Annotated in this window: 20 protein-coding genes; 10 read left to right on the top strand and 10 right to left on the bottom strand. The window is 65.8% G+C overall.

Annotated elements, in window-relative coordinates; all coding sequences use genetic code 11:
• The first annotated feature begins 9 nt into the window (after positions 1-9).
• The gene (locus HOP52_RS15795) at positions 10-1500 is read left to right on the top strand and encodes a CoA-acylating methylmalonate-semialdehyde dehydrogenase (protein WP_238978370.1); all 1491 of its coding nucleotides are present in this window, start codon (positions 10-12) and stop codon (positions 1498-1500) included.
• A gap of 938 nt (positions 1501-2438) precedes the next feature.
• Positions 2439-3359 (top strand): hypothetical protein, encoded by a 921-nt coding sequence (locus tag HOP52_RS15800; RefSeq protein WP_238978371.1) that lies wholly within the window; start codon positions 2439-2441, stop codon positions 3357-3359.
• 28 nt (positions 3360-3387) lie between these two features.
• On the opposite strand, the gene HOP52_RS15805 is transcribed toward HOP52_RS15800, so the two are convergent.
• Positions 3388-4365 (bottom strand): ribose-phosphate diphosphokinase, encoded by a 978-nt coding sequence (locus tag HOP52_RS15805; RefSeq protein ID WP_238978372.1) that lies wholly within the window; start codon positions 4363-4365, stop codon positions 3388-3390.
• Positions 4366-4421: 56 nt separating this feature from the next.
• On the bottom strand, positions 4422-4577 hold the full coding sequence (locus HOP52_RS15810) for a hypothetical protein (RefSeq protein WP_238978373.1): 156 nt from the start codon (positions 4575-4577) through the stop codon (positions 4422-4424).
• 104 nt (positions 4578-4681) lie between these two features.
• Here HOP52_RS15810 and HOP52_RS15815 point away from each other — a divergent pair, with 104 nt between their 5' ends.
• Together HOP52_RS15815 and HOP52_RS15820 are read left to right on the top strand one after the other, a co-directional pair.
• Positions 4682-5143 (top strand): archease, encoded by a 462-nt coding sequence (locus HOP52_RS15815; RefSeq protein ID WP_238978374.1) that lies wholly within the window; start codon positions 4682-4684, stop codon positions 5141-5143.
• A gap of 14 nt (positions 5144-5157) precedes the next feature.
• Complete coding sequence (locus HOP52_RS15820) at positions 5158-6588, top strand: RtcB family protein (RefSeq protein WP_238978375.1); 1431 nt, start codon at positions 5158-5160, stop codon at positions 6586-6588.
• Positions 6589-6673: 85 nt separating this feature from the next.
• On the opposite strand, the gene HOP52_RS15825 is transcribed toward HOP52_RS15820, so the two are convergent.
• Entirely contained in the window at positions 6674-7045 is a 372-nt protein-coding gene (locus tag HOP52_RS15825) for a Rossmann-fold NAD(P)-binding domain-containing protein (RefSeq protein WP_238978376.1), read from the bottom strand.
• Positions 7046-7153: 108 nt separating this feature from the next.
• On the opposite strand from HOP52_RS15825, the gene HOP52_RS15830 reads away from it, so the two are divergent.
• Complete coding sequence (locus HOP52_RS15830; RefSeq protein WP_238978377.1) at positions 7154-7522, top strand: thiol-disulfide oxidoreductase DCC family protein; 369 nt, start codon at positions 7154-7156, stop codon at positions 7520-7522.
• Between the two features lies 1 nt (position 7523).
• Here the strand turns inward: HOP52_RS15830 and HOP52_RS15835 are convergent, their stop codons facing one another.
• From HOP52_RS15835 to HOP52_RS15860, 6 genes are all read right to left on the bottom strand, one after another.
• Positions 7524-7946 (bottom strand): secondary thiamine-phosphate synthase enzyme YjbQ, encoded by a 423-nt coding sequence (locus HOP52_RS15835; RefSeq protein WP_238978378.1) that lies wholly within the window; start codon positions 7944-7946, stop codon positions 7524-7526.
• 200 nt (positions 7947-8146) lie between these two features.
• Positions 8147-9028 carry a glycine betaine ABC transporter substrate-binding protein gene (locus HOP52_RS15840; protein ID WP_238978379.1) on the bottom strand — a complete coding sequence of 294 codons (882 nt, stop codon included), beginning with the start codon at positions 9026-9028 and terminating at the stop codon, positions 8147-8149.
• Positions 9029-9083: 55 nt separating this feature from the next.
• Entirely contained in the window at positions 9084-9815 is a 732-nt protein-coding gene (locus HOP52_RS15845; protein ID WP_238978380.1) for an ABC transporter permease, read from the bottom strand.
• Positions 9816-9818: 3 nt separating this feature from the next.
• Entirely contained in the window at positions 9819-10979 is a 1161-nt protein-coding gene (locus tag HOP52_RS15850) for an ABC transporter ATP-binding protein (RefSeq protein WP_238978381.1), read from the bottom strand.
• A 42-nt stretch (positions 10980-11021) separates the two neighbouring features.
• Positions 11022-11687, bottom strand: a complete 666-nt coding sequence (locus tag HOP52_RS15855; RefSeq protein WP_238978382.1) for an ABC transporter permease — start codon at positions 11685-11687, stop codon at positions 11022-11024.
• A gap of 269 nt (positions 11688-11956) precedes the next feature.
• On the bottom strand, positions 11957-12895 hold the full coding sequence (locus tag HOP52_RS15860) for a 2-dehydropantoate 2-reductase (protein WP_238978383.1): 939 nt from the start codon (positions 12893-12895) through the stop codon (positions 11957-11959).
• Between the two features lie 225 nt (positions 12896-13120).
• Between HOP52_RS15860 and HOP52_RS15865 the strand changes: the two genes are divergently transcribed.
• The 3 genes from HOP52_RS15865 to HOP52_RS15875 all read left to right on the top strand — a co-directional run bounded on the left by HOP52_RS15865 (position 13121) and on the right by HOP52_RS15875 (position 16636).
• On the top strand, positions 13121-14701 hold the full coding sequence (locus tag HOP52_RS15865) for a thymidine phosphorylase family protein (RefSeq protein WP_238978384.1): 1581 nt from the start codon (positions 13121-13123) through the stop codon (positions 14699-14701).
• On the top strand, positions 14701-15606 hold the full coding sequence (locus tag HOP52_RS15870) for a ribose-phosphate diphosphokinase (protein WP_238978385.1): 906 nt from the start codon (positions 14701-14703) through the stop codon (positions 15604-15606). The genes HOP52_RS15865 and HOP52_RS15870 overlap by 1 nt, the downstream gene beginning before the upstream one ends.
• A 97-nt stretch (positions 15607-15703) precedes the next feature.
• A complete protein-coding gene (locus HOP52_RS15875; protein ID WP_238978386.1) occupies positions 15704-16636 on the top strand; it encodes a hypothetical protein in 933 nt (310 codons plus the stop codon).
• A gap of 22 nt (positions 16637-16658) precedes the next feature.
• Here the strand turns inward: HOP52_RS15875 and HOP52_RS15880 are convergent, their stop codons facing one another.
• On the bottom strand, positions 16659-17624 hold the full coding sequence (locus HOP52_RS15880; RefSeq protein WP_238978387.1) for a zinc metalloprotease HtpX: 966 nt from the start codon (positions 17622-17624) through the stop codon (positions 16659-16661).
• Between the two features lie 191 nt (positions 17625-17815).
• On the opposite strand from HOP52_RS15880, the gene HOP52_RS15885 reads away from it, so the two are divergent.
• The gene (locus HOP52_RS15885) at positions 17816-18466 is read left to right on the top strand and encodes a hypothetical protein (protein ID WP_238978388.1); all 651 of its coding nucleotides are present in this window, start codon (positions 17816-17818) and stop codon (positions 18464-18466) included.
• Between the two features lie 173 nt (positions 18467-18639).
• A complete protein-coding gene (locus tag HOP52_RS15890; protein WP_238978389.1) occupies positions 18640-19848 on the top strand; it encodes a Na/Pi symporter in 1209 nt (402 codons plus the stop codon).
• Positions 19849-19871: the final 23 nt, after the last annotated feature.

Raw genomic sequence — 19871 nt, forward strand, 5'->3', positions numbered from 1 at the left:
GGACGCGAGATGCAGACCCTGACCCACTGGATCGGCGGTGACCCCCAGCCCGGTGACCGCTACCTGGACGTGAGCAATCCCGCCAGCGCGGAGGTGATTGGCCGCGTGCCCCTGGCTGACGCCGCGACCGTCGAGCATGCCATCGAGGCCGCCCGGACGGCGCAGCCGACCTGGCGCGATACGCCCCCGGCGAAGCGTGCCCAGGTGATGTTTCGCTTCAAGATGCTGCTGGAGCGCGACGCCGACGAGCTCTGTGCGCTGATCAGCCGCGAGCACGGCAAGGTGCTCGAGGACGCCATGGGCGAGCTCAAGCGCGGCATCGAGAACGTCGAGTACGCCTGCGGCGTGCCGGAGCTGCTCAAGGGCGAGTATTCCCATAACGCCGGCCCGGGCATCGACACCTGGTCCAACCACCAGCCGTTGGGCATCGTCGCCGGCATCACGCCGTTCAACTTCCCGGCCATGGTGCCGCTGTGGATGTTTCCCATGGCGCTGGCCTGCGGCAACGCCTTTATCCTCAAGCCCTCCGAGCAGGTGCCCTCGGCGTCCCTCAAGATGGCCGAGCTGCTGGAGGAAGCGGGCCTGCCCGCGGGTCTTTTCCAGGTGGTACACGGCGACCGGGAGGCCGTGGAGGCGCTGATCGACGCCTCCGACGTGAAGGCGCTCTCCTTCGTCGGCTCCACCCCGGTGGCCAGGGCGATCTATCGTCGCGGCGCCGACAACGGCAAGCGCGTCCAGGCCCTGGGCGGGGCCAAGAACCATGCCGTGGTGCTGCCGGATGCCGATCTGGACAACGCCGCCAGCACCCTGATCGGTGCCGCCTACGGCAGCGCCGGCGAGCGCTGCATGGCGATCTCGGTGGCGGTCTGCGTGGGTGATGCCACCGCGGATGCCTTGGTGGCGCGGGTCAGTGAGCAGGCGCGCACCCTGAAGATCGGCCCCGGCACCGAGGCGGGCCTCGACATGGGCGCCCTGGTCAACGCCGCCCACCGCGACAGGGTGGCCGGCTATATCGAGCAGGGCGCAGCGGCCGGCGCCGAGCTGGTGGTCGATGGCCGACAGCATCCGCTGGTCGATCAGTCCCCGGGCTATTTCCTGGGCGCCACCCTGTTCGACCGGGTCACCCCGGAGATGAGCATCTATCGCGACGAGATCTTCGGCCCGGTGCTTTGCGTGGTACGGGTCGAGACCTTCGAGGTGGCTATCGCACTGGTCAACGCCCACCAGTTCGGCAACGGCACCTGCGTGTTCACCCGCGACGGCGAGGCCGCACGGCGCTTTGCCGACGCCATCGAGGTGGGCATGGTAGGCATCAATGTACCGCTGCCGGTGCCGGTGGCCTTCCACAGCTTCGGTGGCTGGAAGGAGTCGCTGTTCGGTGATCTCCACGCCTACGGCCCCGACGCGGTGCGCTTCTACACCCGTCGCAAGGCGGTCTCCCAGCGCTGGCCCGCCCGGGATGCCCAGGAACGCGCCCAGCTGAATTTTCCCTCCAACTGACGCTAACCCCCGTTGACCTGGGCACTCCCATCGCCCATCCCCAGCGGATGGGCGATGTGCTTTCCACCTTGCTGCCAATTCCTGCGGCAGCGACCTCCTGTTCCCCTCCTGCCGCTCGTGCGATTGCCTGACTCGACTGACCGCCATGTTGATGGGCCATATCGAGCAAGTCACCACTAACCAAACTAGCGAGATTCCCCGGCTGCCGGGCAACCTCAGGGCATTACGGCTACCATGGGGCCATGGTCGGTCATATGACGAGATAGCGGGGCATGCAGCAGGCAGTGGTTCAGGTGGGGCAGGCGGGCATTGAACCCGTCCATGGCAATGACCGTCGTAGGTGAGCAGCTTGCTGCGCGATGGAAGAGCCGGTTTCGACCGAGGCTGTGTGAAAACTCCCGAGCCGCCTAGAAGATGGCGCCCGTACGCGAAATTTGGAGAAGTTTTGCAATGGAGATGCCTCAGGATGAGCGAGAGGGCGCCATTTTTGACCATTTTTTGACCGGACCGAGGCTCACCGAGCCAGGCCAAGGGAATGCTTCCCAGAGAGGCATTTCTCTTCATCCCCGAAAGCAACGAATACCGCTGCCCTGCGGGAGAGCGACTGATCTGGCGTTTCAAGAATATTGAAAAGAATTAGACGCTGCATTGGATTTTTTGGTTTTCACACAGTCTCGGCCACGAGTGGTCGAAGGAAGCTGCTGCTGGTCTGGACGAGGGCGAGGAGGTGATCCGAGATGCCAACGGCAACCCGGAGTTCGTCAAGAAGGTGTGATATCCATTCGCCACACCGGGAGAGAGCATCCATGGCCAAGGATTCATCCAGTAACCCCGCCGCGGACGGGCACGAAGTCCCGCTTCGGGACAAGGTCACGTTTCTTTCGAGTGCCCGGGCCTATCCCGGGTTCGAGGGAGAGGTAGATGCCAGGGAGACCCACATGGCCTGGGTCTTCCTGACTGGGGATCGCGCCTACAAGCTCAAGAAGTCCGTCGAGTACAAGCACCGCGATTGCCGCTTCCTGGGCGCCCGCGAATTTCTGTGTCGCGAGGAGGTTCGCCTCAACCGTCGCCTGGCCCCGGAGATCTATCTCGGGGTGGTGCCGTTGAGGCTCGATCCCGTCGGCAGGCTGGCGCTCGATGGGGAGGGGGAGGTGGTCGACTGGCTGGTCGTGATGAAGCGACTGCCCGAGCACCTCCTGCTGGATATCGCACTGGCGCGGGGCACCGTCACGAAGTCCCGGGTCACCCGGGTCGCCGACAGGCTCGCGGACTTCTATCGGGGGCTCGAGCCGGTCGAGATGTCGGTAGCGTCATATCTGGATCACTTCGTGCGCGAGCAGGACAGGAACCGGGAAGTCATCGGTGATACGCGATTCTCGCTGTCGAGGGATGGGGTTGAGGTAGTGCTGGGTCGGCTCGACCGCCTCCTCGAGGAGGAGCCTGACCTTCTGGGGGATCGCGTTCGTCAGGAGCGGATCGTCGAGGGGCACGGTGACCTGCGCCCCGAGCATGTCTGCCTGACCGAGCCCCCGATTGTCATCGATTGCCTCGAATTCAGCCGCTCCCTGCGGCTGGTGGATCCTTTCGACGAGTTGAGCTTCCTGGGACTCGAGTGCGCCCGGCTGGGGGCCGCCTGGATCTCCGAGCAGCTGGTCAGCGAGTGCGCCCGGGCGCTCCGGGACCGGCCATGCAGGCGGTTGCTGGCCTTCTACACGGCGTATCGTGCTTGCCTCAGGGCACGTCTGACGCTCTCCCACTTGCTCGAGCCGGACCTGCGCACCCCGGACAAGTGGGAGCCGCAGGCCCGGGAGTACCTGGCCCTGGCGCAGCGATCCTGCCGCGAACTGGATGCCTGGTAGCCTGACCCCCGCGTTGAGGGTGCCGCCGTTACGCCGGGCCCTCGAGCAGCTCGGTGAGCGAGCCATTCTCATGGGTCCGGCGGATCGCCTCGGCAAACAAGGGGGCGGCGCTGACCACCTCCAGGTGTTGGCGGGCCACCTCGGCATTAAGGCGGGTCGGTGGGACGGTGTCGGTGACGATGATCTTCGCCAGCTGCGGGTCGCTGATCACCCGGCCGGCATCGCCGACGAAGAGGCCGTGTGCTGCCAGGCCGTACACTGCCAGTGCGCCGTGGTCCAGGCAGGCCTGGGCGGCGCGCAGCAGGGTGCCGCCCGTACTGATCAGGTCATCCACGACCAGCACGGTGGCGCCGTCGACCTCGCCGGCCAGCAAGGTGCCGCTGACCCTGCCCTCGCTGCGGCGCTTCTCCATGTAGGCCGAGCCGATCTCGCGACCCAGCATGGGCTCGAGCATTTCCCTGAAGCCCTGTGCCCGCTTCACGCCGCCCGGGTCGGGGGAGGCCACCACTAACGGCCCGTCGCCGCAGCGCTCCCGCATGTGAACGGCGAACAGGCGGCGCGTATCGAGGGTATGGGCGGGGCAGCGAAAAGCGTTCTGGAAGGCGGCGGGATTGTGGACGTCGAGGGTCATGACGGCGTCGATGCCCATGGCCTCGAGCAGCACGGCCAGATAGCGGGACGTGAGTGGGTCGCGTGACTTGGTCCGGCGGTCCTTGCGCGCATAGGCAATATAGGGAGTCACGGCGGTGACCCGCAGGGCTCCCGCGTCGCGGACAGCGCCCAGGAAGAACAGCAGCCGGCAGAGCCGCTCGTTGACCCCCTGTTCTGGGTCGCCATTGAGGCTCTGCAGGACGTAGACATCCTCACCACGCACGCTTTCCAGCGAGCGCGCCTTGTGCTCGCCGTCCTCGAAGTCGCGTTCTTCGTGTTCGGCGAGCGAGATGCCAAGCGCCTGCGCCACCTTCTCGCCGAAGGGTCGGCTGGCGTTGAGGGAGAAGAGTTTCATGCCCTGCAGCATAGACGCTGGGTACCGCGTTTGACGAGCAGAAGGGTGGTCGGTGGTCAGGAGCCGGAAGGCACCAGGCACTCCGGCAGGCTGTCGCGCAGCGAGCGGACCCGCTGGTCCATGCGTCCCGGCAGGAAAGGCATCTCGATGTTCGGTTCGTGGGCCAGCATCCGCTCGTCGTAGAAAGCGATCACGCTGTTCTGTTGGGCCACAATGCAAACTCCACGGGTGTGCAGCGAAAAGGCGATTCAGTCAAGTGTCTGGCTACAGCATAACAGGGTCTACACTCAATCTGATTCACCCACGGGGCGCCCGGATGACAGACTGCCATGCCAAAGGGTCGGTGCAGGGTGCCGGCTGGTCGTTGCTGCCACATGATGCCGATGTGCTCGTGAACGGCTGGGGGGCGACCCTCGAGGCCGCTTTCGAGCAGGCGGCGCTGGCGTTGACGGGGGTGGTGACCGATGCCCTCGTGGCCCCCCGGCAAGCGCTGAGTGTCAGCTGCTCGGCGCCGGATCGCGAGCTGCTGCTGGTCGAGTGGCTCAACACCGTCATCTACGAGATGGCCGTACGGGGCATGCTGTTCTGTGGTTTCCAGGTGGCCATCGAGTCCCTGCCCGTCGGGGGGTACCACCTGAGTGCCACCCTGTTCGGTGAACCCCTCGACAGGGTGCGCCATGCGCCGGCCTGCGAGGCCAAGGGGGCGACCTACACGGCATTGCAGGTGAGCCGGTCGGCGGCCGGCGGCTGGTCGGCTAGCTGCGTTGTCGACGTCTGAGGAAGGAGAACCGAATGGACCCCTCGCGTCTCACTCGGGTCGACGAGACTACCTGGCGGATTGAACCGACCGGCCTCATGCGCGTGCCGGGCATCCTCTATGCAGATGAGGCGCTGATCCGCGGCATGGACGACAAGGTCTACGAACAGACCGCCAATGTCGCGACCCTGCCCGGCATCGTGCAGGGGGCCTTCGTGATGCCGGACGCCCACTGGGGGTATGGCTTTCCCATCGGCGGCGTGGCGGCCTTCGCCCCCGAAGAGGGCGGCGTGATCTCCGCCGGAGGGGTCGGCTTCGATATCTCCTGTGGGGTGCGCAGCATGCATACCGGGTTGACGGTGGCTGATATCCGCAAGGCACAGGTGCCGCTGGCGGATGCACTGCTGGCGCGGATTCCCGCTGGGCTCGGCAGCCAGAGCGGTATCTCGCTGAGTCGCCATGACATGGAGGCCATGCTCCACGGCGGAGCGGTCTGGGCCGTGAAGGAGGGGTGGGGGGAGTCGAAGGACCTGGAGCGCATCGAGGAGGGTGGCCGCATGGCCGGTGCCGATCCGGGTTGTGTCTCGGCTCGCGCCAGGCAGCGGCAACGCCGGGAGATGGGGACCCTGGGTTCCGGCAACCACTACCTGGAGGTGCAGGCGGTCGAGGAGATCTTCGATGACCGGGTGGCCACGGCCTTTGGGCTGGCGCCGGACGCCGTGCTGGTGACCATTCACTGTGGTTCCCGAGGGCTGGGCCATCAGATCGGTACCGAGTTCCTTCGCGACATGCTGCCGGCCGCATCGGCGGCCGGTATCCGCCTGCCGGACCGGGAGCTGGCCTGTGCCCCGATCGACTCGCCTGTTGGCCAGCGTTACCTTGGAGCCATGCGTTCGGCCATCAACTGTGCCCTGGCCAACCGGGAGATCCTCGGCCACTTCGCCCGGGAAGTCTTCGCTGCTGTCTTTCCCGGCTCCACGCTGGACCTGCTGTTCGATGTCTCGCACAACACCTGCAAGGTGGAGACCCATGTGGTGGATGGGCAGCCGCGCCGGCTCTTCGTCCATCGCAAGGGCGCCACTCGGGCCTTCGGGCCGGGGCATGCCGACCTGCCCGAGGCGCTGCGACGGGTCGGCCAGCCCGTGCTGATTGGTGGCAGCATGGGCACGGGCTCCCATGTGCTGGTGGGTGCCGGCTCCGGCGAGGAGCGGGCGTTCAGCTCTGCCTGCCATGGGGCCGGCCGGGCCATGTCGCGCCATGCGGCACTCAGGCGGTGGCAGGGCCGGGCGGTCATCGACGACCTGAGGCGACGCGGCATCCTTGTTCGCAGCGCATCGCTGCGCGGGGTGGCCGAGGAGGCCCCCGGCGCCTACAAGGATGTAGACCAGGTGGTGCTCGCTGCCGAGCGGGCCGGGCTGGCTCGGCGGGTGGCGCGCCTGCGCCCGCTGATCTGCATCAAGGGTTGAGGTGGCTTCCTCCTGCCAGTGGCGACAGGCACCCCGGCAGGCTGTCGCGCTTCAGGTGGGCCAGTACTAGGGTGAGGATATCGCCTTAGCGCATCACGTTCGGCCCGCCGAACAGGCGGATCAGGGCACGGGCGACGTCCACCACATGCACCGGCTGCAGCCGAGTCTCGCCCTGGCCGAACAGCGGGATCACCGGCAGCCGGGTGAGGCCCGAGAGGATGGAGAGGAAGGCGTCATGCGGGCCGAACAGTACCCCGGGGCGCACGATGATCGCCCGGGGGAAGGCATCGAGCACCGTGGCCTCGCCCCGGGCGCGTACATAGGCCGAACTGGAATCGGTGGTGGCCCCGATGCCGGAGATCTGCACCAGGCGCTCGATACCGGCCTGGCTCGCCCGAAATGCACAGGAACAGGCCCAGCTGAACTTCCCCTCCAGCTGACGCCGACCTGCTCGCACGAGCCCTCCCATCGCCCATCCCCAGCGGATGGGCGATGACGTTTGGTGAACGGCATCGGCTGAGCAGGGTCTGCTTGATAGCCCTGCCATAGAGAAGGAGGTGCTCATATGTCCGAACAGCTACCGCTGAAGGTCTATTACGATGGCATCTGCCCCGGCTGCCGGCAGGATCGCACTCGCTACGAGCGCTGGGCGGGGGAAGCCGGCCGGCAGGTGATGTGGTGCGACGTGACTGAGCACCAGGATGTGCTGCGAGAGAAGGGCGTCGATCCACAAGCGGCACTTCTCTCCCTGCATGTGGAGGAGGGCGGGCGCATCATGGAGGGCATCGACGCCTATATTCTGTTGATGCGCCGGGTGCCGCGCCTCAGGCCCCTTGCCTGGCTGATCGGCCTGCCGGGGCTCAAGCCGGCGCTGCGCTGGCTCTATGATGGCTGGGTCAGGCGACGCCTGGCGCGGGAGGGGCGCCTGCCCTGAGTCAAGATTCACCCTGCAGGGTGGCGACCAGCCGGCGCGGCCCGCCGTGGTCGCGGTGCTCGCCAAACCAGATACCCTGCCAGGTGCCCAGCGCCAGGCGTCCGTCGCGTACCGCCAGCGTTAGCTGAGTGCCCAGCAGGCTGGCGATCACATGGGCCGGCATATCGTCGGGTCCCTCCAGCGTGTGCCGGAAGTAGGGCAGATCGCCCGGCACCAGGCGGCGCAGGAAGGCGTCCATGTCATGGCGCACGTCCGGGTCGGCGTTCTCGTTGAGAGTCAACGACGCCGAGGTGTGCTTGAGCTGTAGGTGCAGTAGGCCGACTCGGCAGTCGGCCAGCTCTGGCAGGGCGCCCAAGACCCGGCCGGTGATCAGATGGAAGCCTCGCTCCACGGCGGGCAGTCGTATCTCCTGTTGGTGCCACATCTCGGTCTCCTTGCGCCTGGAGTCTGCGTTTACCCGACGTCAGTGAGCGGTTACCCCATGGATCCGCTCGTTGGCGTCGTGGCAATCGGGGCAAAAGGGGGCTCCTGGATAGTACATGTGCGCCTCCCATGACGGCAGAAGGCCGCCAGAGAGGCGGCCTTCCATTGCGGACTTCGATTATGCCAGTGCGGCTAATGACCTCAAAGCAGCTCGTGCTCCTCGAGAAAGCTCTGGGCCACGCGCTCGATGGTCTGGCGATCGACATCGACCCGGGCGTTGAGTGTCGCCATTGTCTCATCGTCAAGCAGGGCGGAGAGGGCGTTCATCTGCTCCTCGAGTTCGGGGAACTCGTCGAGGGTCTCCTGGCGCACCACCGGTGTCAGGGCATAGGCCGGGAAGAACTTGCGGTCGTCCTCCAGTACATGAAAGTCGAAGGCGGGAATGCGGCCGTCGGTGGCGAATACCAGGCCAACGTCCACGTTGCCATCGCGCAGCGCCTGGTAGACCAGGCCGCTGTCCATGCGGCTGACGTCGCGACGACCGACCTGGAACTCGTAGGCCTCCATCAGCGGACGCCAGCCGTCGTCGCGAGCATAGAACTCGGCATTCAGACCGATCTCCAGCGCCTCGCCGTCGTTGATGGCGTTGGCCAGGTCCGAAAGCGAGTGGATGCCGCGCGCCTCGGCGTCATCGGCACGCATCGCCAGGGCATAGGTGTTGTTGGCCGCGGAGGGGGCGAGCCATACCAGGCCCTTCTCGGCATCCAGCTCCTTGACTCGCTCATAGGTCTCCTCGGGACTCAGTCGTTCGCTGATGTTGTTGTAGTTGATCAGCGAGGTGCCGGTGTACTCCCAGTAGAGATCGATCTGGCCGTTCTCCTGGGCCTGGCGCAGGACCGCCGAGCCCATGCCGGAGCGGGTGTCCACATCATAGCCGAGCCCCTCCAGGTACTGACTAGCCATGGTGGAGAGGATCTGCTGTTCGGTGAAGTTCTTGCCGCCCACCGAGATGTCAGCGGCCTGAGCAGTGGTCATTGTGCCGGCCAGGGCCAGGCCGGTGAGGGTGGTCATCAGATGTTTCATGGGGCGTTCCTCTTGTTGCTTGGGTGTCGGACGTTGTCTGAAGGATGAAGTGGGCTCAGGCGCGGGCCGGATTGACGCCGCGCGGTACCACTACAAAGGCGATGAAGGCGATCACGGCATCGACGACGATTGCCAGCAGCGCGGTGGGAATGGCACCGGCCAGCATCATCACCGGGTCATAGAGATCGATCCCGGTAAAGATCAGTTCGCCCAAGCCACCAGCGCCGATCAAAAACGCCAGCGGTACCGTGCCCACGTTGATGGTCAGGGCGGTGCGCATGCCGGCAAATATCACATAGAGGGCGTTGGGCAGCTCCACCTTGAACAGCCGCTGGGTAGGCGACATGCCGATGCCGGCAGCGGCTTCCATCAACGCGGGGTTGACGCCCTTGAGCCCCGCATAGGTGTTACGGGTGATCGGCAGCAGGGTGGCCACGAACAGACCGAATACCGCCGGCACCGTGCCGATGCCGAGAAAGCTCATGGAGAGCGCCAGGACGGCCAGCGTCGGGATGGTGGTGCCGACATTGAGCACCTGCATCAGCGATTCGGCCCACCGCGCCATGCTGGGACGCGACAGCAGGATGCCGAGCGGGATGGCGACAGCGATCGCCAGGCTGCCGGACACGGCGGTCAGCCATAGGTGCTCGCCCATCAGATACTGGACATCTGGCAGGTACCAGAGGAAGTCATCGATGAGCCCGCTCGAGTGGCTCCATACCCCGGCGAAGAAGATCGCCACCAGCAGCAGTGCGCGCAGGGCCCCTTTCATGGTCTGAATGGGCATCGATCACTCCTTGATGGCGATGTCGGGGTTCTGAGCATTGCCTTGGCGTGCACGGAAACGTGCGCCTAGGTGGCGAGTCATGGCCCGCTGAGTGATCTGACCGCACACCTTGCCGTCTTCATCCACACAGGGCAGCCAGGTGGTATCGTGGGCAAACATCAACGAAGCGGCTTTTCGCAGGTCGTCATCCAGTCCAATCATCGCCGGCACCGCCTGGAAATGGTCGCGGCAGTAGCCCTTGGTAGTGCGGGTGACCGAGCGGTTGACGATACCGGCGGGCTGGCGGTGATCGTTTACCATCAGGATCGAGTTCTGGTAGCCGAAGTCGTCGATCCGGGTCAGGGCGTTCTCCAGGGTGTCGCCGGGGGAGACGGTGCCGATCTCGTCGGTGACGATATCGCGCACCTTGACCAGGTTGAGTCGCTTGAGGGCCCGATCTTCGCCGAGGAAGGACTCCACGAAACTATCCTTTGGGGCGGCCAGCAGGTCGTCAGGGGCAGAGTATTGCACCAGCTTGCCCTCGCGGAAGACGGCGATGCGGTCGCCCATCTTGATCGCCTCGTCGATGTCGTGGCTGACGAACATGATGGTCTTCTTGAGCGCCTGCTGCATCTTGAGAAACTCGTCCTGGATCACCGCCCGATTGATCGGGTCGATGGCGCCGAAGGGCTCGTCCATCAGCATCACCGGGGGGTCGGCGGCTAGCGCTCGGGCGACGCCGATGCGCTGCTGCTGCCCGCCCGAGAGCTCGCTGGGATAGCGCTTGAGGAAGGCGTCGGGTTCAAGGGCGATCATCGCCATCAGCTCACGGGCACGTTCGCGATATTTCGCCCTGTCCCAGCCCAGCAGCCTGGGCACAATGGTGATGTTCTCCTCGATGGTCATGTTGGGGAAGAGGCCGATCTGCTGGATCACGTAGCCGATATTGCGGCGCAGGGTCTGGGTATCCATCCCGGTGGTGTCATCGCCGTCGATGAACACCTTGCCGGAGGTGGGCTTCACAATGCGATTGATCATCTTCAGAGTGGTGGTCTTGCCGCACCCGGAGGGACCGAGCAGGATGCAGATCTCGCCGGGGGGCACCTCCATGCTGATGTGGTCGGCGGCGACCACGGCACCCTTGGGGGTATCGAAGACCTTGGTCAGGTTATCGAGCTCAATCATGTGGTTTCCTTGTCAGGGGCGAGGGGCGTTATGAGTGGGCGTTCAGGCCGTCTCGGCGGCACGCTCCATGCCCTTGGGCGTCAGCCGTTTCTGCACGTAGAGCAGGGTGTAGTCGACGATGATCGCCAGCACGCTGACTGCTACCGCGCCGACGATCAACTGACGCGGATCCGACTGCGAGATCCCGCGGCTGATGAAGGTGCCGAGACCGCCCGCGCCGATATAGGCTGCGATCGCCATGACCCCGATATTGAGCACCACGGCGGTGCGTACCCCGGCCATGATCACCGGTACCGCCAGCGGGATCTCCACCAGCCGCAGCCGCTGGTTGGGACTCATGCCGATCCCCCGGGCGGCCTCACGCAGGGCCGGATTGACGTTGTTGATGGCGGTGTAGGTGTTACGGATGATCGGCAGCTGCGAGTAGAGCAGCACCGCGATCACCGCGGGCACATAGCCGATGCCGTGGCCGAAGATCGACAGCACCGGAATCATGATGCCGAACAAGGCGATCGATGGGATGGTGACGATGATCGAGGCCACATAGAGCACCCAGCGCGCAGCCCTCTCGTTCTTGGTGATGGCGATCCCGATGGGGACGCCGGTCAGGGTGGCGATGCCCACGGCCACGCCCACCAGGGCAATATGCTCGACGGTGCGGGTGATCAGCAGGTCCAAGTTATCCAGTGCGTACTGAATCAGTTCCAAGTGCGGTCTCCTCTTGAGACGACCGCCGGTCAAGCCGGGGCCGCTGTCCCTGCCCCCGCGGCGAGGAAGCAACTCGATTGCCGGGGGCGCTCCAATGAGGGCGGTGGAAGGTGAGCAGGGTGCGACAAATTGCCCCGCTGCAGCGTCATCAGCTTAGCAGAGCCTTCTATCCATTTGGTTTGTTGATGGATGACGATGCTCAATGAATAGAATTGATAGTACTGATACTCCAGGCAGTGACTGCCCATGATGGGACGTGTTGGCTCTTCCTAGCCCTCCACTTCCTGCCGCGCCGACTGCTCCTGGGGCAGCAGGGCGGCGTAGATCACCGCATTGATCGGTGTCGGTACGCCGGCGGCCTGTCCCAGCCGAACCACGGCGCCGTTCTGGGATTCCAGCTCGGAGGGTCTGCCCGACTCGATGTCGCGCTGCATGGAGGCGGTGCTGTCGGCCGGCAACGCATCGATGAAGCGCATGGCGCGCTCGGCGGCATCGTCGGGGAAATCGACGCCCTGGGTGCGGGCCACGGCGTCGATTTCCTCGAGCATCTGTTCGATCAGCCGACGGGTTTCGGGCAGCGCGCGGGTCACGCCGATGGGCGCTCGGGTTACGCTGCCGATGCCGCTCATGGCGCAGATGAACAGGAACTTGCTCCACAGCGCGACCTGGATGTCGTCGGGGATCTCGGCGTTGACCCCCCGTGTGCCGTCGAAGGCGGCCTTGAGTCGCATGACCCGCTCACTGGTGCGGTTGTCGCGCTCGCTAAAGCGCACGAAAGGATCCACGCCAGCGTGGCGGATCTGGCCCGGGGCCTCGCGCCAGGCGAGAATGCCGCACAGGCCTTCCAGCACGGCCTCCACTCCCAGCACCTCCTCCAGGGTGTTGGCGGCTTCCACGCCGTTCTCCAGTGGCAGCACGAAGCTGTCGGGGCCGACCATCGGACGGATGGCGGCGGCCGCCTCGCGCACCTGCCAGGCTTTCACTGCCAGGATCACGCAGTCCACTTCGCCTACGCTTGCCGGATCGTCGCTGGCCTGGGCCGGGTGGATGGTGACGTCGCCCTTGATGCTCGTGACCCGAAGACCGTCTCGGCGGATGGCGGTCAGGTGCTCGCCGCGGGCAATGAAGGTGACGTCTTCGCCGGCTTCTGCCAGCCGGGCCCCGAAGTAGCCGCCGACCCCGCCGCTGCCCATGATCGCGAATTTCATGTTGACTCCTGCACAGGGATGGTTCGCCTTCTGTCAGCCTACACCCGAATCGCCGTGTCGACATGGCCGCGCTGGTGGAGTGGGGCCTGTTGATCGCCGCCCGGCTGACGTATCGGGTGCCGGATGTCGATGACGCTTCTGAGCGGCGCTGCTAGGATGGGTCTTCGTTGATGACCACGTGACCGGGGCCGGCCGCTGCCGGCTTTTGCGACAGGTAAGGCCGCCGTGAAGAAGAGAACATCCCCCGCCGAGGCGCTGGACGCTACCCTTTCGCCCCTCGCCTTGAAGCGGGTGGGCATCGACACCTACCGTGAGAATGTCGCCTACCTGCATCGCGACTGCGATCTCTATCGGGCCGAGGGGTTCCAGGCGCTCTCCAAGGTGGAGGTGCGCGCCAACGGCCAGTGTATCCTGGCGAGTCTCAACGTGGTGGACGATGCGGCCATTGTGGATTGCCAGCAGCTGGGGCTCTCCGAGGATGCCTACGCCTCGCTGGGGGTGGCGGAGGGCCAGCCGGTCAGCGTCTCCCAGGCCGAGCCGCCGAGTTCGATTCCGGCCCTGCACCGCAAGCTAGCCGGCGAGCGCCTGTCCCGCGATGATTTTCGTACCATCATTCGTGACATCGCCGAGCTGCGCTACTCGAAGATCGAGCTGACCGCCTTCGTGGTGGCCTGCGACCGCGGCGAGCTGGATCGCGAGGAGGTGTTCTACCTCAGCGATGCCATGGGTCGGGTGGGCCGACGCCTCGACTGGCATGAGCACCCGGTGGTGGACAAGCACTGCATCGGGGGCATTCCCGGTAACCGCACCTCGATGCTGGTGGTGCCGATCGTGGCCGCCCACGGCCTGCTGTGCCCCAAGACCTCGTCACGGGCGATCACCTCCCCGGCGGGCACCGCCGATACCATGGAGGTGCTGGCCAATGTCGACCTGCCGTTCGACGAGCTCGGTGAGATCGTACGCACTCATCGCGGCTGCCTGGCCTGGGGGGGCACCAGCCAGCTGTCGCCGGCCGACGACGTGCTGATTTCGGTGGAGCGGCCGCTCTCCATCGACTCGCCGGGCCAGATGGTGGCCTCGATCCTCTCCAAGAAGGCCGCCGCCGGCTCCACGCATCTGCTGCTCGACATTCCCGTGGGCCCCCACGCCAAGGTGCGCTCGATGCCCGAGGCGCGCCAGCTGCGCAAGCTGTTCGAGTTCGTTGCCAAGTGCATGGGACTCACCCTGGACGTGGTGATTACCGACGGCAGCCAGCCCATCGGCCGCGGTATCGGTCCGGTGCTGGAGGCCCGCGATGTGATGCGGGTGCTGACCCACCACCCCGAGGCGCCCATGGACCTGCGCCAGAAATCGCTGCGTATGGCGGGACGCATGCTGGAGTTCGACCCCGACGTGCGCGGCGGCGATGGTTTCGGCATCGCCCGGGATATCCTCGACTCCGGCCGTGCGCTGGAAAAGATGCAGGCGATCATCGCCGCCCAGGGGGCCAAGCCCTTCGACCCTGAGGATCCGCCGCTGGCGTCGCAGCGCTTCGAGGTCATGGCCAAGGAGAGCGGCGTGGTCACCGGTATCGACAACCTCAAGCTCGCGCGTATTGCCCGGCTGGCCGGTGCGCCCAAGGCCGCCGGCGCCGGGGTCGATGTGCTCGTGCGTATCGGCGATAGCGTTCAGGCGGGCCAGCCGCTGTATCGCGTCTACGCTGCCTATCGCAACGAGCTGGCCTTCGCCTATCGCGCCAGCGAAAGCGGCAGCGGGATCGGCGTCGGTAAGCCAGAGGCAATCACCCGCTTGAACGTGGAGTTCTGATGAGTCCTGTAGTGCTGTATTTCGAGGATGAGGCGACGGCGGCACAGCGCCTAGCCGCGGCCGCCGGTCTCGCTGCCCGGTCCGTGGCGCGTCACCGTTTTCCAGACGCCGAGCTCAAGCTCACCCTGCCCTTCGCCGAAGCCAGTGATGTCCCCGGGACGCTGGTGATCTACCGCAGCCTCGACCGGCCCAACGACAAGCTCATCGAGCTGCTGCTGCTCGCCCGTCACGCCCGGGGGCAAGGCGTTGCGCAGCTGGTGCTGGTGGCGCCCTACCTGGCCTACATGCGCCAGGACATTGCCTTTTGCCCCGGCGAGATCGTTAGCCAGACCATCGTCGGCGGCTTCCTGGCCGAGCTGTTCGATGCGGTGATCACCGTGGACCCGCACCTGCACCGCATCGAGCGTCTCGACCAGGCGATTCCCATCGACCATGCCATCGCGCTTTCCGGCGCGCCGCGTCTGGCCGAGCTGATCGCCGAGAAGCGGGAGAGTCCGCTGCTGCTCGGCCCCGACGAGGAGGCGCTGCAGTGGGTGGCGCAGGCCGCCGAGCTGACCGGCTTCGACCATGGCACCTGCCGCAAGACCCGTCACGGCGACCGCGACGTGGCGATTGCGCTGCCCGAGTTCGAGGTGGCCGGCCGCCAGGTGGTGCTGATGGATGACGTGGCAAGTTCAGGACATACCGTGGCGCGTGCCGCCGAGGCGTTGCTGGCGGCGGGGGCCGAGTCCGTGGACGTGGCGCTGACCCACGCGCTGTTCGCCGAGGGTGCCGTCGAGGTGATCCGTGCCGCCGGGGTCGGAGAGGTCTGGAGCACCGACTGCATCGCCCACCCGAGCAACGCCATTCCCATGGCGCCGCTGCTGGCCGCGTCGTTGGCACCGCTGCTGCGAGAGTGGCGCTAGCTTGCCGAGGGCCTGTCTTCACCATCGAGATGCACGACGCGCTCGGCAGTGTGTGCGGCTACGCTAGAAGTATCTCCCATGGCAGCCCCGAGTCCCGATGAGCCGTTGTCCTGTAGCCTGGATGATCTGGTCGCCCAGTCAGGGCGGTCGAAGCAGGCGGCATCGCCGTTCCGCCCTGCGGAGGCTGCTGTTCGTTCTGCTGCTGGCCTGCTGGCCGCTATCGTCGGTGCTGGCTCAGGAAACGCTGCGCGAAGAGTGGGGGGCGGAGGTGGCTCGCTCCCCCTTAGCGGAGCCCATTCATGTGGCCTCCGAAGAGCGGCGCTATTCGATCAGCGGCAGCGTCCACGCACGAATCAATGAGCCCTTCGATGGGCTTGCGACGGTGCTGGGTTCCGTGGCGGCCTGGTGTGACATCCTTTTTCTGCATCCCAACGTCCAGGCCTGTCTGCATGACGACGGTGAGGCACCCGCCGCGATGCAGCTCTATGTGGGGCGACTCGAATCGCCGCTGGCAGCGGCCGAGCGGCTCGAGCTTCGGCTGCGTGTGACCGCCGTGGGGGAAAACTACCTGGCGATCCGGCTGGAGGGGAGTAGAGGCCCCTATGGCACGCGTGAGTTCCTGTTGCACCTGCAGGCGATTCCCGACGAGGCTGGGCACAGCCTGATGTACCTGCGTTATTCTCTGGCGTTCGGCGCCCCGGCGCGGCTAGCCCTGAGGGCCTATTTCGCTCTGGGGGGCAGGCAGCGCGTTGGGTTCAGCGTCGAGGCGATCGGCGCCGATGGTGAGCCGCGCTTCGTCGGGGGCGTACGTGGCATGATCGAGCGCAACGTCATGCGTTTCTATCTGGGGCTGGTGGTGCATCTCGAGACCTTGGCGGTCCCCGAACCCGAGCGGCTTGACGCACGCCTGGCGGGCTATTTCGCGGCCACGGACCGCTACCCTCGCCAGCTTCGCGAGTTGGACGAGGCGAGCTACCTGGCCCTGAAGCATCGCCAGCATGCCGCTCAGCAGGCCCTGCGCCCGCGGTGAGCGGCCAAGAACGCAGGACCGCCTATCGCCGTCTCACGATCCAGTAGCGCCGACCCAGCGGGCCGGGACGTTCGGTGATCACCGGCGACCCGGTATCGGTGTGACGGAAGAGCGGCGGCCGGCCGTCATCCGCTGTGTCTTCACCGAGTGCCAGCAGTCGGCGAATACGCTCCCGGGTGGGAGGGTGAGTGCGCAGCCAGTCGAGCCAGGCCGGCGGGTGGCGGCCGAACAGGCTCTCCAGCCAGGCACCGTGGAAGCGTTCCAGCACTTCCAGTGCCGAGGCCAGGCCCCGGGGGTCGCCGGTCAGGGCCACGGCATCCAGGTCGGCGGTGTATTCCCGATTGCGCGACAGCGCAAGCTGCAGCAGCGAGCTGACCGTGGGGGAGAGGGCGACCACCAGCAGCGCCAGCCAGGGGATGCCGATGTCGCCGCGAATCATCATCGGCACCATCATGATCAGCACCACCTGAACCAGGGTCGCCACCCACAGGGTCAGCCGGGACATGGCGGCCGCCATCGACATCACTCGGGTGTCATTGTGGCGCAGGTGACTGACCTCGTGGGCGAGCACGCCGGCGAGCTGGCGCAGCGACAGGGTGCGCAGCAGGCCCTCGGTCAGCGCGATACCGCCGTCGCGTCGGTCTCCCACGGCAAAGGCGTTGAGGTCGGGGGAGGGGGCGTAGTAGAGACGGGGCGGGAGCGACAGGCCGGCGCGCCGATAGAGGGCATCGAGCACCCGGTAGAGTTCGGGGGCCTGATGGCGCTGCAGCAGACCGGCGCCGGAGCTTGCCAGAATCAGCCGTGCCGGCACCCAGCTGCTGAGATAGACCGCCATCAGTACCGCCGCCAGGCAGATCAGTACACCGCCGACACCGGCCAGCAGGTAGCCTGGCACCGACAGCACCAACGACAGGCCCAACAGGATCAGTAGCGTTTGCAAGCCGTTCTTGAGGCGGCTTCGCCATAGCCGGTACGGTTGAATCTTCACCTTGCCCTCTCGTTCCCGGTGGTTGGTAGGGTGCCTTGAGTGGCGGTGCGTCGCTGGAGGTCTACACTGGACGGTGGCGCGGCAGACGGTTGACCGTTGACCCTCTTCTGCCCTGTGATTCTCCTGCCCCACATACTTCAGGATGGGGCAGTAAGATGAGGAATAACAACCGAAAAGGAAGTGTATTCAACATGGATCCAGTTTACTTGGCCTTGGGGCTGGCAGGCGCAGCCCTGCTGCTCGCGTTGGTCTGCGCGGTTCTATATATCAAGGTTCGCCGGCCGGCGGCACCTCTCGATGCCCAGGTGAGCCACGACCCAGATGAGTCATCGCAGCCAGAGGCGAACAGCGATGATTCGGCCGAAGATGGGCGAAGCGTGAGCACCGCCGCCACTCCCCAGGCAGGTTCCGAGACAACCTACCGCCGTTTCCAGGTGACGGACGGCACTGACGTCCAGCAGTGCCTGTTCGTGGTATTCGACTGGCCGGCCAAGGACACCAATCGCCGGCTGACAAAGCGGCTGGAGGCCTACGGCGCCCGGTACGATAGTGGCCTGCAGGTCTACGTGATCCGTGACACTCAGGTTGGCTACAAGCTGACAGTGGCCAACGCCTCGCCGCCCGGTGACATGCCGCCTTTGCATGAGGAGGGCGAGCATCCCATCGTCAACGGGATCTCCATTCTGGTGCACTTCATCAATAAGCGGCGTGTGGCACATAGCCCGGACACCTTGATCGATTTCACCCTGTCGGTGGCCGAGATAGGCGGTCAGATCCTGGATGCCGACCGTCAAGCGGTCACCGAGGAGGACTTTGAGCGGCTACGGCGTGCTTCGGCCTGAGGCCACGCTGGCGGGTACAGGGAGTCTCCTGGGTGACTGCCACCGGTGTGTCGCCCCTGTCATGACAGCGATGTCATGAAACTGTCACACTATGCCGCTACCGTGCGCCCCTGAAACTTGGGTGTCACGCGCCCGTCATCTCCCACGTGTACACTGGAAGCGGCCCATCGCCTATGCGCAACTCCGACCCCTCATCGTTGCCTGCCGGTCAGTCGGCGCTCTCCCGCGAGCCTGTCCGTGAGCCTCCGGCCTGGCTGCGTGGCCTCTACGCCGGTCTCTGCCTCTACCTGTTCCTCGCCGCCCTCAACGTGCTGGGCTCGGGGCTGGGCACCTTCGGCCACGCCAGCGACTTCCTGACCCAGCTCTTCGCCTATGGCGAGAACCCCTTTATCGCGCTGCTCGCCGGGGTGCTGGTCACCATGGTGGTGCAGAGTTCGTCGTTCACCTCGGCGCTGATCGTGACCCTGGTGGCCAGCGGCGAGATGACGTTGGGCACGGCGGTGTTCGCCATCATGGGGGCTAACATCGGCACCGCGGTGACCGGCGTGATCGTGGCCCTGGCCAACGTTCGCATCAAGCGCAACTTCCGCCGCTCCTTCACCGCTGCGCTGATGCATGACTTCTTCAATATCCTCACGGTGCTGGTGGTCTTTCCGCTGGAGTTGATCACCGGGCTTTTCCACGAAGCGGGGCGTGGCATCTTCAGCCAGCTGGCTGGCTGGCTGACCCAGCTGATCGGCCTCGAGGAGGTGGCGCGACCCAACAGCCCCATCAAGGTGATCACCGCGCCGGTGGTCGACCTCTTCAACGGCATCGGGACGCTGTTGATGCCGACCCCGGCATCCCAGGGATTGATGGTCGCCGGGCTGGGCATGCTGCTGATGTTTACCGCGCTGATCTTCATGGTGCAGAACCTGCGCGGCGCCCTGCTGCGCCACATGGATGGGCTGTTTCGCACCTACTTTTTCCGCAGTGACCTGCGCGCCTACGGCGTGGGCGTGATCTCCACCGTGCTGGTGCAGTCGAGCACCATTACCAGCAGCCTGATGGTGCCGCTGGCCGGGGCCGGGGTGGTGCGGCTGCGTCGGGTGCTGCCGTTCATGATGGGGGCCAACCTGGGGACCACCGTCACCAGCGTGCTGGCGGCGACCGCCAATCCGGTGGCGGCGGCGATGACGGTGGCGCTGTTCCACGTCATCTTCAACCTCACCGGTACGGCCATCTGGTGGCCGCTGCGCTATATCCCGCTCAAGGTGGCGGCCTGGTATGGCCGCCTGGCCAGCCGCCAGACGCGCTATGCGTTTGTGTTCCTGATTGGCGTATTCTTGGTAATACCGCTGCTGGGAATCGGCATCATCGAACTGTTCACGAGCCTGCGCTGAGCGCGGCATACCCGGAGTTACTG

This window comes from Billgrantia campisalis, assembly GCF_022341425.1.
Classification (GTDB): Bacteria; Pseudomonadota; Gammaproteobacteria; order Pseudomonadales; family Halomonadaceae; genus Halomonas; species Halomonas campisalis.

Coding starts and splice junctions, on each gene's coding strand:
- HOP52_RS15795 (WP_238978370.1), top strand. CDS start 10: ATGCAGACCCTGACCCACTGGATCGGCGGTGACCCCCAGCCCGGTGAC.
- HOP52_RS15800 (WP_238978371.1), top strand. CDS start 2,439: ATGGCCTGGGTCTTCCTGACTGGGGATCGCGCCTACAAGCTCAAGAAG.
- HOP52_RS15805 (WP_238978372.1), bottom strand. CDS start 4,365: ATGAAACTCTTCTCCCTCAACGCCAGCCGACCCTTCGGCGAGAAGGTG.
- HOP52_RS15815 (WP_238978374.1), top strand. CDS start 4,682: ATGACAGACTGCCATGCCAAAGGGTCGGTGCAGGGTGCCGGCTGGTCG.
- HOP52_RS15820 (WP_238978375.1), top strand. CDS start 5,158: ATGGACCCCTCGCGTCTCACTCGGGTCGACGAGACTACCTGGCGGATT.
- HOP52_RS15830 (WP_238978377.1), top strand. CDS start 7,154: ATGTCCGAACAGCTACCGCTGAAGGTCTATTACGATGGCATCTGCCCC.
- HOP52_RS15835 (WP_238978378.1), bottom strand. CDS start 7,946: ATGTGGCACCAACAGGAGATACGACTGCCCGCCGTGGAGCGAGGCTTC.
- HOP52_RS15840 (WP_238978379.1), bottom strand. CDS start 9,028: ATGAAACATCTGATGACCACCCTCACCGGCCTGGCCCTGGCCGGCACA.
- HOP52_RS15845 (WP_238978380.1), bottom strand. CDS start 9,815: ATGCCCATTCAGACCATGAAAGGGGCCCTGCGCGCACTGCTGCTGGTG.
- HOP52_RS15850 (WP_238978381.1), bottom strand. CDS start 10,979: ATGATTGAGCTCGATAACCTGACCAAGGTCTTCGATACCCCCAAGGGT.
- HOP52_RS15860 (WP_238978383.1), bottom strand. CDS start 12,895: ATGAAATTCGCGATCATGGGCAGCGGCGGGGTCGGCGGCTACTTCGGG.
- HOP52_RS15870 (WP_238978385.1), top strand. CDS start 14,701: ATGAGTCCTGTAGTGCTGTATTTCGAGGATGAGGCGACGGCGGCACAG.
- HOP52_RS15875 (WP_238978386.1), top strand. CDS start 15,704: ATGAGCCGTTGTCCTGTAGCCTGGATGATCTGGTCGCCCAGTCAGGGC.
- HOP52_RS15885 (WP_238978388.1), top strand. CDS start 17,816: ATGGATCCAGTTTACTTGGCCTTGGGGCTGGCAGGCGCAGCCCTGCTG.
- HOP52_RS15890 (WP_238978389.1), top strand. CDS start 18,640: ATGCGCAACTCCGACCCCTCATCGTTGCCTGCCGGTCAGTCGGCGCTC.